This is a genomic window from Streptomyces sp. AM8-1-1 (assembly GCF_032229325.1).
Classification (GTDB): Bacteria; Actinomycetota; Actinomycetes; order Streptomycetales; family Streptomycetaceae; genus Streptomyces; species Streptomyces achmelvichensis.
The window spans coordinates 1,998,771-2,011,369 of the sequence record NZ_CP135086.1 but is presented as its reverse complement, the minus strand read 5'-3'; the positions used below and the strand labels follow the sequence as shown (position 1 = coordinate 2,011,369).

Annotated in this window: 12 protein-coding genes and 1 pseudogene; 11 read left to right on the top strand and 2 right to left on the bottom strand. The window is 70.9% G+C overall.

Features of this window, described 5'->3' with window-relative positions; all coding sequences use genetic code 11:
* Positions 1–68: 68 nt before the first annotated feature.
* The gene (locus tag RPQ07_RS09120; RefSeq protein ID WP_313943586.1) at positions 69–1,064 is read left to right on the top strand and encodes an ATP-binding cassette domain-containing protein; all 996 of its coding nucleotides are present in this window, start codon (positions 69–71) and stop codon (positions 1,062–1,064) included.
* Positions 1,061–1,852, top strand: a complete 792-nt coding sequence (locus RPQ07_RS09115; RefSeq protein WP_313943585.1) for an ABC transporter permease — start codon at positions 1,061–1,063, stop codon at positions 1,850–1,852. Before RPQ07_RS09120 ends, RPQ07_RS09115 begins: the two co-directional genes overlap by 4 nt.
* Before the next feature lie 174 nt (positions 1,853–2,026).
* Here RPQ07_RS09115 and RPQ07_RS09110 read toward each other — a convergent pair whose 3' ends face one another.
* On the bottom strand, positions 2,027–2,467 hold the full coding sequence (locus tag RPQ07_RS09110) for a MarR family winged helix-turn-helix transcriptional regulator (protein ID WP_413777828.1): 441 nt from the start codon (positions 2,465–2,467) through the stop codon (positions 2,027–2,029).
* Between the two features lie 211 nt (positions 2,468–2,678).
* Between RPQ07_RS09110 and RPQ07_RS09105 the strand changes: the two genes are divergently transcribed.
* Together RPQ07_RS09105 and RPQ07_RS09100 are read left to right on the top strand one after the other, a co-directional pair.
* Positions 2,679–4,142 (top strand): MFS transporter, encoded by a 1,464-nt coding sequence (locus RPQ07_RS09105; protein ID WP_313943583.1) that lies wholly within the window; start codon positions 2,679–2,681, stop codon positions 4,140–4,142.
* A 299-nt stretch (positions 4,143–4,441) separates the two neighbouring features.
* On the top strand, positions 4,442–5,761 hold the full coding sequence (locus RPQ07_RS09100; RefSeq protein ID WP_313943582.1) for an aldehyde dehydrogenase family protein: 1,320 nt from the start codon (positions 4,442–4,444) through the stop codon (positions 5,759–5,761).
* Between the two features lie 29 nt (positions 5,762–5,790).
* Here the strand turns inward: RPQ07_RS09100 and RPQ07_RS09095 are convergent, their stop codons facing one another.
* Positions 5,791–6,777, bottom strand: coding sequence for an aldo/keto reductase (locus RPQ07_RS09095; protein WP_313943581.1), 987 nt, complete (start codon positions 6,775–6,777; stop codon positions 5,791–5,793).
* A 248-nt stretch (positions 6,778–7,025) separates the two neighbouring features.
* Here RPQ07_RS09095 and RPQ07_RS09090 point away from each other — a divergent pair, with 248 nt between their 5' ends.
* The 7 genes and pseudogenes from RPQ07_RS09090 (at position 7,026) to mmuM (ending at position 12,587) form a co-directional block, all read left to right on the top strand.
* Positions 7,026–7,457: a nuclear transport factor 2 family protein gene (locus tag RPQ07_RS09090; protein WP_313943580.1), complete on the top strand. Its 432-nt coding sequence runs from the start codon at positions 7,026–7,028 to the stop codon at positions 7,455–7,457.
* 79 nt (positions 7,458–7,536) lie between these two features.
* On the top strand, positions 7,537–7,953 hold the full coding sequence (locus tag RPQ07_RS09085) for a cell division protein SepF (protein ID WP_313943579.1): 417 nt from the start codon (positions 7,537–7,539) through the stop codon (positions 7,951–7,953).
* A 56-nt stretch (positions 7,954–8,009) separates the two neighbouring features.
* Positions 8,010–9,179 (top strand): ATP-binding protein, encoded by a 1,170-nt coding sequence (locus RPQ07_RS09080; RefSeq protein ID WP_313943578.1) that lies wholly within the window; start codon positions 8,010–8,012, stop codon positions 9,177–9,179.
* Entirely contained in the window at positions 9,176–9,508 is a 333-nt protein-coding gene (locus RPQ07_RS09075; RefSeq protein ID WP_313943577.1) for a nucleotide pyrophosphohydrolase, read from the top strand. Before RPQ07_RS09080 ends, RPQ07_RS09075 begins: the two co-directional genes overlap by 4 nt.
* A 190-nt stretch (positions 9,509–9,698) precedes the next feature.
* Positions 9,699–10,193: pseudogene (locus RPQ07_RS09070) on the top strand (DUF6099 family protein); the annotation flags it as partial.
* Between the two features lie 556 nt (positions 10,194–10,749).
* Positions 10,750–11,673 (top strand): LLM class F420-dependent oxidoreductase, encoded by a 924-nt coding sequence (locus RPQ07_RS09065; protein WP_313943576.1) that lies wholly within the window; start codon positions 10,750–10,752, stop codon positions 11,671–11,673.
* Positions 11,674–11,678: 5 nt separating this feature from the next.
* The gene (gene mmuM / locus RPQ07_RS09060) at positions 11,679–12,587 is read left to right on the top strand and encodes a homocysteine S-methyltransferase (protein WP_313943575.1); all 909 of its coding nucleotides are present in this window, start codon (positions 11,679–11,681) and stop codon (positions 12,585–12,587) included.
* The last annotated feature ends 12 nt before the right edge of the window (positions 12,588–12,599 follow it).

The following is a 12,599-nucleotide window of genomic DNA, read 5'->3' as shown; positions in this document are numbered from 1 at the left end:
CTGCCCACCACGCCCACTTCACCGCTCACCGCTCCTTCGAATGGGAGGGCCCCATGCCTTCTTCTGTCATGCCCACGTCTAGTCAGTCCGGCGGGTCCCCGTCGCCGGCCGCCGTCTCCGCCGTCGGTCTGCGCAAGTCGTACGGCGACAAGACCGTCCTCGACGGCATCGACCTCGTCGTGCCGGCCGGGTCCGTGTTCGCGCTGCTCGGCCCGAACGGCGCCGGCAAGACCACCGCCGTGAAGATCCTCTCCACGCTCATCGCGGCCGACGGCGGGCAGGCCCAGGTCGCGGGTCACGACCTGACCGCCGAGCCGCAGGCGGTGCGGGCCGCGATCGGTGTCACCGGGCAGTTCTCCGCCGTCGACGGTCTGATCACCGGCGAGGAGAACATGCTCCTGATGGCGGACCTGCACCATCTCTCCCGTGCCGAAGGCCGGCGTACCGCCGCCGAGTTGCTGGAGCGCTTCGACCTCACGGACGCGGCGAAGAAGCCCGCCTCCACCTACTCCGGCGGTATGAAGCGCCGTCTCGACATCGCCATGACGCTGGTGGGTGACCCGCGGATCATCTTCCTCGACGAGCCGACCACCGGACTCGACCCGCGTGCCCGTCACAACATGTGGGGCATCATCCGCGAGCTGGTCTCCGGCGGTGTCACCGTCTTCCTCACCACGCAGTACCTCGAAGACGCGGACGAACTCGCCGACCGCATCGCCGTCCTGAACGGCGGGAAGATCGTCGCCGAAGGCAGCGCGGACGAGCTGAAGCGCCTGATTCCCGGCGGACACGTCCGGATCCGCTTCACCGACCCCGCCGCCTACCAGTCGGCCGCCGTTGCCCTGCACGAGGTCACCCGCGACGACGAGTCGCTGTCGCTTCAGATCCCGAGCGACGGCAGCCAGCGCGAACTGCGCTCGATCCTCGACTGGCTGGACTCCGCCGGCATCGAGGCGGACGAGCTCACCGTGCACACCCCCGACCTCGACGACGTGTTCTTCGCCCTGACCGGCCCTGCCGGCACCACCGCCGTCCCCAACCAGTCCAAGGAGACCGTCCGATGAGCGCCCTCTCTCTCGCCGTCCGCGACTCGAACACCATGCTGCGGCGCAACCTGCTCCACGCGCGGCGCTATCCCTCGCTCACCCTGAACCTGCTGCTCACGCCAGTCATGCTGCTGCTGCTCTTCGTCTACATCTTCGGCGACGTGATGAGCGCGGGCATCGGCGGCGGCGGAGCCGACAGATCCGAGTACATCGCGTATCTCGTCCCGGGCATCGTGCTGATGACCATCGGCTCCACCACGATCGGCACCGCGGTCTCCGTCTCCACCGACATGTCCGAGGGCATCATCGCCCGCTTCCGCACCATGGCCATCCACCGCAGCTCCGTCCTCGTCGGACACGTCGTCGGCAGCGTCCTGCAGGCAGTCGCCAGCGTGGTCCTCGTCGGCGCCGTGGCGGTGGCCATCGGCTTCCGCTCCACCGACGCCTCCGTTCTGGAGTGGCTCGCGGCGCTCGGACTGCTCGTCCTCTTCGCCACGGCGCTCACCTGGATCGCCGTCGGAATGGGCCTGATCAGCCCGAACGCCGAGGCCGCCAGCAACAACGCCCTGCCGCTGATCTTCCTCCCGCTCATCTCCAGCACCTTCGTCCCGGTCGACGCGATGCCGGGCTGGTTCCAGCCCATCGCCGAGTACCAGCCCTTCACACCGGCCATCGAGACCCTGCGCGGCCTGCTGCTCGGCACCGAGATCGGCCACAACGGCTGGCTCGCCGTGCTCTGGTGCGTGGGACTCGCCGTCCTCGGCTACGTCTGGTCCAAGTCGGTGTTCAACCGCGACCCGAAGTAGGGGGCAGCAGCTTGCGGGCCGCGCCCGCAGACCGTCCTCCAGGGCGGCGTACTCCGACAACGCGTCGGCGTACGCCGCCCGTTGGTCTTCCTGCCGCCTCCCGCCCCGGCTACTCCGGCAACCCCTGGCTCCGGACCGTCGGAGTCGAGGCTGGGGAGAGAGCCGGATGTGTCCTCAGGTCCGCGGCCAGGGCCGCCCGTCGAGGCGTTCGATGTCGCGGTTCAGACGGTCCAGACAGGACGCCAGTTGGCCGGCCTCCTTCGGGGTCCAGTCGGCCAGCACCTTCGACAGGCCGTCCAGGTTCTGGGCGCGGTCCGACTCCAACTGGCGCTCGCCCTCGGGGGTGATGGAGAACTTGCGGGCGATGCCCCCCTCCGGGTCGGGAATGCGCTCGACGACCCCGGCGCGCATCATCGCGGCCGTCTGCCGGTTGAGGGTGGAGGTGTCCAGGCCGAACGCGTCGCTGAGCTGGCTGATCGACATGGGTCCCTCTGCCTGGATGCGGCTGAGCAGGATGTAGGCACTGCGGTCGAGCAGGCGGTTGCTCCGGTGGGACAGCAGGTTCATGTACCGCCCGAGCAGCATGGTCTCGAACTCGATCTGGGCAAGGGGCATGTCCACGCGCGGCTTCCTTCGGCTCCTGACGCACCCTCCGTCGCGAGAGGGCGCCTCGGGTTCAGATATACCACGGGCCGTATGTATGATGCATTTAATGTGCATGATGCATATCGACTGTATGGTGCACATCGACATCGACATCGACAGCGCCGGGCATCGACGGCACCGGGCGCGCCTCACCAGGACCCGCAGAGCACGAGGAGTACCCGTGGACAGTTCCCAGCCCGAAGCCCGCCCCGGCGGTGTTGTCGGGATCCTCGCCTTCGCGGGCATCGTGGCCGCGCTCACTCAGACCCTTGTGGTGCCGCTGATCGCGGAACTGCCGAAGCTGCTCGACACCTCGGCGTCCAACGCCTCATGGGTGATCACCGCGACGCTGCTCGCGGCCGCCGTGGCCACCCCCGTCGCCGGGCGCCTCGGTGACATGTACGGCAAGCGGCGCATGCTGCTGGTCTCGCTGGCCCCCCTCGTCCTCGGCTCCGTCGTCTGCGCCCTCTCCTCCTCCGTGGTCCCGATGATCGCCGGGCGGGGTCTCCAGGGCCTCGGCATGGGCGTCGTGCCCCTCGGTATCAGCCTGCTGCGCGACGTGGTCCCGGCCGAGAAGCTCGGTTCGTCCATCGCGATCATGAGCGCGTCCATGGGCGTGGGTGGCGCGCTCGGCCTTCCGTTCTCCGCGGCGATCGCCGAGAACGTCAGCTGGCGCGTGCTGTTCTGGGTCGTCGCGGTCCTGGCGCTCGCGGTCGCCGCCCTGATCCGGGTCGTCGTGCCCGCGGGCCGGCAGACCACCGGGACGGGCGGCTTCGACGGGCTCGGCGCCGTCGGACTCGGCACCGCGCTGGTCTGTCTGCTGCTCGCCGTCTCCAAGGGCGCCGACTGGGGCTGGGGGAGCGCCACCACCCTCGGCCTCTTCGCCGCCACCGTCGTCGTGCTGCTGGCCTGGGGCCGGTGGGAGCTGCGGATCACCGACCCGTTGGTCGATCTGCGGGTGACCGCCCGCCCCCAGGTCCTGATGACCAACGTGGCCTCGGTCCTGGTCGGATTCGCGATGTACGCGCAGTCGCTGGTCGTTCCGCAGCTGCTCCAGTTGCCCGAGGCGACCGGCTACGGCCTCGGCCAGTCCATGCTCGCCATGGGCCTGTGGATGGCCCCCGCCGGTCTGATGATGATGGTGATGTCGCCCCTCGGGGCCAAACTCTCCGCCGCCAAGGGGCCCAAGGTCACCCTGGCCGTCGGCAGCCTGGTCATCGCCGCCGGCTACGGCCTGTGCGTACCGATGACCGGTTCGGGCTCCACCTGGGGGCTGCTCGCGGTGACCATCGTCTGCAACACGGGGGTGGGCTTCGCCTACGGCGCCATGCCGGCCCTCATCATGGGCGCCGTGCCGCAGTCGGAGACCGCGTCGGCGAACAGCTTCAACACCCTGATGCGCTCGATCGGCAGCTCCGTGTCCGCCGCCGTCATCGGTGTGGTGCTGGCTCAGATGACCACCGACTTCGGCGGCTACGCCCTGCCGTCCGAGAGCGGATTCCGGCTCGCCGTGATCATCGGCTGCTGCGTGGGCCTGGCCGCCGCGGTCGTCGCCGCGCTCATTCCCGTCCGTGCCGTGGTCGCGGCACCGCCGGCCGGAGGCGGGGAGCAGCCCTCGCCCAAGGTGCCGCAGGCGCGGGCCTGACACGCTGCGACGCGGTCCGGGGGGTGTGCCGCCGTGGGCCCGGCCGGTCGGCGGGGCGGGGGCGTACGCCGCCGCGGGGCGAGGTCGTGTCCCGCCGTCGCGGGGGAGCGGGGAGCAGGGTGCGGTTGCGGGGGATGCGGGGTGCCGCCCCTGTGAGCCGGTGAGGGCTGCCTGGTGCGGGGAGCCGTACCCCCGCCCCCGCGGGGAAGTCGCACACCAGCGCCGGAATGTCTCCGTCCGCGAGAACGTTGGTATCTGCAACGACCGACCGGAAGTCCCCACGTCATCAGCGAGGAACCGTGAACCAGCACAGCCCCGAGCAGCCCGCCGACATCGTCGCCCGTCTGCGGGCCACGTACCGCGCCGGACGCACCGCCCCTGTCGACTGGCGTACGGCCCAGCTCCGCCGGCTGCGCGAGATGCTCACCGAGCACGGCACCGACCTCGCCGACGCCCTCCACGCCGACCTCGGCAAGAGTTCCGCCGAGGCATTCCGTACCGAGATCGACTTCACGGTCCGCGAGATCGACCACACGCTGGAGCACCTCGACGACTGGCTGCGCCCGGAGCCCGCGCCCGTCCCCGCGCACATCGGCGAGGCGGCGGCCTGGACCCAGTACGACCCGCTGGGCGTCGTCCTCGTCATCGCGCCGTGGAACTATCCGGTGCAGCTGCTGCTGACTCCCATGATCGGCGCGCTCGCCGCGGGCAACGCGGTGGTGGCCAAGCCCAGCGAGATGGCCCCGGCCACCTCCCTCGTCCTCGCGCGCCTGCTGCCGCGGTTCCTCGACACGGACGCAGTGGCTGTCGTCGAAGGCGGGATTCCCGAGACCACCGCCCTCCTCGCGGAACGCTTCGACCACATCTTCTACACCGGCAACGGAACCGTCGGCCGCATCGTCATGACGGCCGCGGCCCGGCACCTCACGCCGGTCACGCTCGAACTGGGCGGCAAGTCACCCGTGTTCGTCGACCGGGACGCCGACCTCACCACGGTCGCCGCCCGTCTGGCACGGGGCAAGTTCCTCAACGCCGGCCAGACATGCGTCGCACCCGACTACGTCCTCACCGATCCGGAAACGGCCCGTGCCCTCGAACCCGCCCTGACCGAAGCCGTGCGGCAGCTGTACGGCGCCGAGCCGGCGATCTCCCCCGAGTACGGCCGGATCGTCAACGAACGCCACTTCGACCGGCTCCGTGGCCTGCTGGACTCCGGACGCGTGGTGGTCGGCGGCGCCACCGACCGCGACCGCAAGTACATCGCCCCGACCGTCCTGGCCGATGTCGACCCCGGCGCCCCGGTCATGCAGGAGGAGATCTTCGGCCCGGTCCTGCCCATCGTCACCGTTCCCGGACTGGATGAGGCCATCGACTTCATCAACGACCGCGACAAGCCGCTGGCGCTGTACGCCTTCACCGAGTCGCCCGACACCCGCCGGCGGCTCGCGGCGGAGACGTCCTCGGGCGGCCTCGGATTCGGTCTGCCGCTCGCCCATCTCACCGTCTCCGACCTGCCGTTCGGCGGAGTCGGTGAAAGCGGCATGGGCAACTACCACGGCCGGTACTCGATCGAGACGTTCAGCCACCGCAAGGCCGTCCTGGAGAAGCCGCTGGGCTGAGGCCGACCGGCGACCGTGTGCCCGCCAGGTCAGTACGCCGAATCCAGCCGCTCCCGCTGCTGCTCCGTGAGCTCCAGGTCGACCGCCTCCAGGCTCTCGTTCAGCTGCGCCACCGAGGACGCCCCGACGAGGGGAATCATGGGAACCTCGCCACCGATCAGCCAGGCCAGCACCACCTGGTTGACCGTCGCGCCGGCCTCCTTCGCCACCTCGTGCAGCGCTGCCAGCCGTACCGGCGTGCCCGCATGCTCGAAGTCGCTCCCCAGCGGCTTGTCCTCCCGGACGTACGCGCCGGACAGCAGCGGCGAGTAGGCGACCAGCGGCAGCCCGGGTTCGGAGCGCAGATAGCTCAGCAACTCCCCGCTCATCACGCCTTCCTGGCCGTCGGGTGAGCGACGGCTCGGGAAATCGGTGCGCCGCCGCAGATAGCTGTGGTGGTACTGAAGGACTTCGTACCCCGGCAGGCCGGCGTCCCTGGCCAGGGACCGGGCGCGTTCGACCTGCCAGGCCCAGTGGTTGCTCACCCCCAGCAGGCCGACGCTGCCGTCGGCGACGAGCCCGGCGAAGGCCTCGACGGTCTCCTCCATCGGCACCCGCCGGTCCTGGGTGTGGGCGTAGAGGAGGTCGATCTTCTCCACGCCCAGGTGCTTGCGGCTCCGCTCCGCGGACTCCCGGATCACCCGTGCCGACAGCCCCTCGATGTCGTGGGAGAACGTGGTGCTGGGCCTGTTGGGCCGTCCGCCGAGTTTGGTGGCGATCACCACCTCGTCCGTGACACCGCGGCTGCGCCGCCAGCGGCCGAGGAGCTGCTCGCTCTCCCCGCCCTGGCTTCCGGTGTGCCAGAACGCGTAGTTGTCGGCGGTGTCGATGAAGGTGCCACCCGCCTCGACATAGCGGTCGAGCACGGCGAACGACGTGGCCTCGTCGGTGGCGGTGCCCAGCAGCATGGCGCCGAGGCTCAGGACGCTCACCTCGCGGCGGGTCCTCGGGTCCTGGCCGATCGTGCGGTATCTCATCCCGGTTCCTCTCCTGCGCCGTGGGGCCAGGGCGCTGGCGGGGAGTCTGGATCTTCGAGAGCACTCCAAGTCAACCCCTGCCGCGGACGGTTGCCGGGGCGTGCCCGGTCGGCAGCGGGTGCCGCGGCCGTCGGGTCGGCGTTCACCCCTTCCGTCGTCCGCACTCCGCGTGATACTCAAGAAACTGACTAGTCACTATTCTGACTATGGCATCCATGCAGAGTCAGTCCGGGAAGCCTGGAGGAACCATGACGAGCACCACCGACCGATTCCGTGCAGCCGTGGAGAGCCGTGATCTCGCCGCTCTGGACGATCTGTTCACCGAGGACGTGCGCTTCTACAGCCCGGTCAAGTTCAAGCCCTTCGAGGGCAGGCCGATGGTGATCGGCCTGTGCAATGTGCTGTTCCGTACGTTCGAGGAATTCCGCTACGTCGGACGGCTCGACGGCACGGGGGAGACCGCGGACGGCAAGGAGGCGCCGTCCGAGATCCTGGTCTTCCGGGCCACGGTCAACGGCAAGGAGATCCATGGCCTCGACCTCCTTCAGCTCGACGAGTCCGGAAGGATCAAGGAGTTCACCGTGATGGTCCGCCCGCTGTCCGCCGTGCAGGCCATGTCGGACGCCGTCTTCACGGGTCTGGTCGCCGACGGCCTCGTGCCCGCACCGGCCGAGGGCTGACCCAGGGGCGTCCGATCCGTGCCCGACTCACCCGTGTCGCTGTTGGGCCGAACGGGTGAGGCGCGCCAGGATGGGGAGCATGAGTAGGTACGAGAGGTACGACGTCACCGACGAGCAGTGGGAGGGCCTCGCCCAGGTCGTCCCCCTGCGCAGCCGTAACGAGTGGCCGTCGCGTGTCGACCACCGGACCGTTCCCCATGACTACGAGGCCGTCGAGCAGCGCCGCTTCGTCGTCCTGCGCGTGCAGGTCTTCGCCGACGCGCGCGAGGTGGCCGAGTACCTGGTCGCGCAGATTCCCGTCCTGCTCGACCTGACCGGCGCCGACACCGATGTCGCCAAGCGCATCCTGGACTTCAGCAGCGGGGTCGTCTTCGGCCTCGGCAGCGGCATGCACCGAGTCGACCGGAACGTCTTTCTGCTCGCCCCCGTCGGCACCGAGGTCGAGGGCCTGGCAGCCGCCACCGACACCCTGAGCCGCTCCGTCCCCCGTTCGTAGGAAGGTCGCCGAGGCGGAACGGTTCGGCGTGTCGAGCGCTGCGTACCGTCCGGTTCATGACCACCAGCAGCCCGCTCACCGGCCCGGATTCCGTGCCGGCCGGCGCATCCAGTGCTCGCCCGACCGTCACCGAACTGCGGTTGTCCGCCTTCCGCAAACACCGGGGAGCGACGTATCCCGTCGCCCCGATCACTCTCTTCGCCGGGCCGAGCGGCAGCGGCAAGTCCAGTGTTCTGCAGGCGTACGAGGCACTGGCGCGGCTCGGCGCGGGCGACGAACTCGACGAGGTGTTCCCGGACCCGGCGGCCTGCGTACCGGAGTCGGCGGGGCCCGACGCACAGGGACGGCGGGGATTCCGCATCGGCTGCACGGTCGACGGTCCCGCGGGCCCGGTACGGCTCGACCTCGCCGTCCAGGCCGAACCCGAACTGCGCATCGTCGGCGAGCGGTTGAGCTGCGGGCGCCAGACCCTGCTCACCACCGCGCTGCGCGACCCCGGACGGTCCACGGTCCAAGCCGCATGGCACACCGCCGGATCCGTGTCCGTGACCCGCGCACCGCTCCCCGACGACCGGCTCGGCACAGCGCTGCTGCCCTTGCGCGTGGCCGGCAAGACCGACGGCCAGTTACGCGTGCTCGCCGCTGCCGAACAGATGGTGGTCGCTCTGCGCTCGGTCTTCGCCTGCGACCCGCAGCCCTACGGCATGCGCCGGCCGGTGGCAGCGGGGGAGGGCAGGCTGCGACGGGGCTGCGACAACCTCGCCGAAGTGCTGCACCGTACGCGCAGCGAGTGCGCCAAGCGACATGCCCGGCTGGCCGCGGCGGCCCGCACGGGATGCGCCGGGGAGGTGGCGGATCTGGCCGTGGAGGAACTGGGGGACGGGACGGTGCGGGCTCTGCTCGGCCGGGGCGAAGGGCGGGACGCGACACCCGTGGGGCGGCTCGGGGAGGGCGAGTTGAGGTACCTGGGACTCGCGCTGGTGCTGCTCACCGGGCCCGGCGTGCTCGCGATGGACCAGGCGGCGGAGGTGCCGTCCGCGTATCAGTCCCTCACCGTCCTCGCCGACGGCTTCGACCGCTGTCTCGACCCGCGGCAGGCACGCGAACTGACCCTCCTGGCCGCGGAGATGACGGCCCGCGGGCATGTGCGCCTGGTGGGGGCCGTCGCCGACGCGGGCTTCGCGCGCGGGGTCGAGGGCGCGACGGTGGTAGATCTGGTCCCGTGACGAGACACGACGGACTGGATGTGGCCGGGTTGCAGCGCAGGCTCGCCGAATTCGCTCAGGCGCGCGGCTGGGAGCCGTACCACACCTCGAAGAATCTGGCAGTGGCGCTCAGCGTCGAGGCGGCCGAACTGGTGGAGATCTTCCAGTGGTTGACGCCCGAGGAGTCGGCGCGGGTGATGGACGACGAGGAGAAGGCGCACCGGGTGCGGGACGAGGTCGCCGATGTGCTGGCGTACCTGCTCCAGTTCTGCGAAGTGCTCGGTGTGGACGCGCTGTCGGCGCTCTCCGACAAGATCGACCGCAACGAGACCCGCTTCCCCGTGAAGTGAACTCCAGGTGGAATGAGGGGGTCCGGAAGCCTGTTGATCATGCTTCTGTCACTCTCCGGAGTTGTCTACTTATCCACAACCGCCTGGCTGTCCACAGATTTCCGAATTCCTCTGGCGTTCAGGCTCAACCGCCTTCACTCTGGGTAATGAACTGAGTGGGCAGTAAGTCGTACGAACGGGGGCGGCGTTCATGGACGCGGAGCGGCTCATCGACGCGAGTCGACATGCCTTGGTGCAGAGCAGGGAAGTGCCGGACATCGTGGCGGAAGCCTGGCAGGCCCAGGCCCTCGCCCAGGCGATCGGAGACAGGCTGGCGGCCCACGGGCCACTGGAGGTGAGAGGCGAGGCGCGCGGGCTCAGCGAGATCGGCGGAGGCGGCGGTGTGGCGCTGGACCACCCGGCCGTCCGCAGCGCCGGGATCAGAGCCGCGCAGCTCTCCGGGGTGGCCGACGCACGGGAGACGCTGATCGCACTCGGCGCGCTGCTGGGCGATGTGGGGATCGCCCTGGTCGGTGTGGCCTGCGGCACCGACGAGGAGGGTTTGTACTGGCAGTGCATCGAGGCCATAGACGCGGCCGACGAGTCGAACGACCGGGTGCGCGGGATGCTGCGCCGGCTGACGGCGCGGGAAGCGGCGAGACCGCCTGATGCGGTCAGAGGGAGAGCCGGACCTGCGGCTACCCCGTCCGTTCGGAGTGACTCTCCGGCCGAGCGGCTGACGAAGCCGTCCGGGGCCGGTCCGTCGTGCCCGGGTGGCGCGTCCGGGCAGTCCGGGCCGCCGGTACCGCCCGGCAGGTCCGGGCCGTCGGAGCTGCCGGGCGCATCAGAAACGCCGGTGACGTCCGGGCCGGTGGTCATGCCGGACGCGGTGGACTCGGCGGCGGGTACATCGTGACGGGTGCGGGTGCGGGTGCGGGTGCGGGTGCGGGTGCGGGTGCGGGTGCGGGTGCCGGGGCTGGCGCGGGCTCGTGTGCCGGACGCGGCTCGGGTGTGGGTGCGGGGCGCGGGACAACCTTTGGGGCGCCCGGGGGTGACGCGGGCTTGGATGCGGGTGCCGGGCAGGGCACGGTCCGGGTGCGTGCCGGAGGCGGCGCGGTCTCGCGTGCCGGACGCGGCTCGGGTGCGGGTGCCGGTGCGCCACGACCGGTCCTGTGCACCGGGGCGTGTTCACCCGACCGTGGCAGGGCGGGCCTGGCCGCGACGGTGGGGTTGACTCACCCTCGAAGGTGCAGGATGGATGTATGGATCTTCGAATCTTCACCGAGCCCCAGCAAGGGGCGAGCTACGACACCCTGCTGACCGTTGCCAAGGCGACCGAGGACCTCGGCTTCGACGCCTTCTTCCGGTCCGACCACTACGTCGCCATGGGCTCCGCCGACGGGCTGCCCGGGCCCACCGACGCATGGATCACCCTGGCCGGGCTCGCCCGGGAGACCAGCCGTATCCGGCTCGGGACCCTGATGACGGCGGGCACCTTCCGGCTTCCGGGGGTGCTGGCCATCCAGGTGGCCCAGGTCGACCAGATGTCGGGCGGCCGGGTCGAGCTGGGCCTGGGCGCCGGCTGGTTCGAGGAGGAGCACAGGGCCTACGGCATCCCCTTCCCCAAGGAGAAGTTCGCGCGGCTGGAGGAGCAGCTCGCGATCGTCACCGGGCTCTGGGCGACGGAGGTCGGCAAGACGTTCTCCCACACGGGCCGGCACTACCAGCTGACCGATTCGCCCGCGCTGCCCAAGCCGGTACACGGCAAGGTGCCGGTGCTGATCGGCGGACACGGGGCGACCCGCACCCCGCGCCTCGCCGCGCAGTACGCCGACGAGTTCAACATCCCCTTCGCCTCCATCGAGGACAGCGAGCGCCAGTTCGGCCGGGTCCGCGCCGCCGCGGAGGCGGCCGGTCGCGCGGCCGGCGACCTGGTGTACTCCAACGCCTTGGTCGTCTGCGTGGGCAAGGACGACGCCGAGGTGGCCCGCCGAGCCGCTGCCATCGGCAGGGATGTCGACGAGCTCAAGGCGAACGGACTGGCCGGCTCGCCCGCCGAAGTCGTCGACAAGATCGGGCGGTACGAGGCGATCGGCGCGTCCCGGCTCTACCTCCAGGTCCTGGACCTGCACGACCTGGAACACCTGGAGCTGATCTCCGCGCAGGTCCAGCCCCAGTTGAGCTGACTCCCGTGCAGCCCGCCCGTTCGCTCGCCGCCGCCCTCGCCGAAGGCACCGTCGTCCTCGACGGAGGGCTCTCCAACCAACTGGAGGCCCAGGGATGCGACCTGTCCGACGACCTCTGGTCGGCCAGGCTGCTCGCGGACGATCCGCACCAGATCGAGGCGGCCCACGCCGCGTACGTCCGGGCGGGTGCGCAGGTCCTCATCACCGCCAGCTATCAGGCGACGTTCGAAGGCTTCGCCCGCCACGGCGTGCGCCGTCCCGAGGCGGCGAGGCTGTTCGCCCGCAGCGTGCAGCGGGCCCGGGCCGCCGCCGAGTCGACACGGAACGAGGTGTGGGTGGCGGCCTCGGTGGGTCCGTACGGGGCGATGCTCGCCGACGGGAGCGAGTACCGCGGGAGGTACGGGCTGTCCGTGCGGGAGCTGGAGCGTTTCCACCGGCCCAGGATCGAGGCCCTGGCCGACGCGGGGCCCGATGTCCTCGCCCTGGAGACGGTGCCGGACCTCGACGAGGCCGAGGCGCTGCTGCGCGCGGTCGACGGCTGCGGGATTCCCGTGTGGCTGTCGTACAGCATCGCGGGTGACCGGACCCGGGCCGGCCAGCCGCTGGCAGCCGCCTGTGCACCGGCCGCCGGGCATGACCAGGTGATCGCGGTGGGCATCAACTGCTGCGAGCCGGACGACGCCGGCCCCGCGGTCGAGCAGGTGGCCGCGGTGACCGGAAAGCCCGTCGTCGTCTATCCCAACAGCGGCGAGCGGTGGGACGCCGGTGCGCGGCGCTGGCGGGGCGGGCCGACCTACGATCCCGCCCGCTCACCGGACTGGTCGGCGTCGGGCGCCCGCCTGATCGGCGGCTGCTGCCGGGTCGGTCCCGACACGATCGCCCGCGTCGCCGCCCTCACACGTGGCGGCGGCTGAACCCTGCCGGTA

What these genes read in the sequence shown, in the direction of transcription:
- RPQ07_RS09120 (WP_313943586.1), top strand. Translation starts at nt 69, where the DNA reads ATGCCCACGTCTAGTCAGTCCGGCGGGTCCCCGTCGCCGGCCGCCGTC.
- RPQ07_RS09115 (WP_313943585.1), top strand. Translation starts at nt 1,061, where the DNA reads ATGAGCGCCCTCTCTCTCGCCGTCCGCGACTCGAACACCATGCTGCGG.
- RPQ07_RS09110 (WP_413777828.1), bottom strand. Translation starts at nt 2,467, where the DNA reads ATGCCCCTTGCCCAGATCGAGTTCGAGACCATGCTGCTCGGGCGGTAC.
- RPQ07_RS09095 (WP_313943581.1), bottom strand. Translation starts at nt 6,777, where the DNA reads ATGAGATACCGCACGATCGGCCAGGACCCGAGGACCCGCCGCGAGGTG.
- RPQ07_RS09090 (WP_313943580.1), top strand. Translation starts at nt 7,026, where the DNA reads ATGACGAGCACCACCGACCGATTCCGTGCAGCCGTGGAGAGCCGTGAT.
- RPQ07_RS09085 (WP_313943579.1), top strand. Translation starts at nt 7,537, where the DNA reads ATGAGTAGGTACGAGAGGTACGACGTCACCGACGAGCAGTGGGAGGGC.
- RPQ07_RS09080 (WP_313943578.1), top strand. Translation starts at nt 8,010, where the DNA reads ATGACCACCAGCAGCCCGCTCACCGGCCCGGATTCCGTGCCGGCCGGC.
- RPQ07_RS09065 (WP_313943576.1), top strand. Translation starts at nt 10,750, where the DNA reads ATGGATCTTCGAATCTTCACCGAGCCCCAGCAAGGGGCGAGCTACGAC.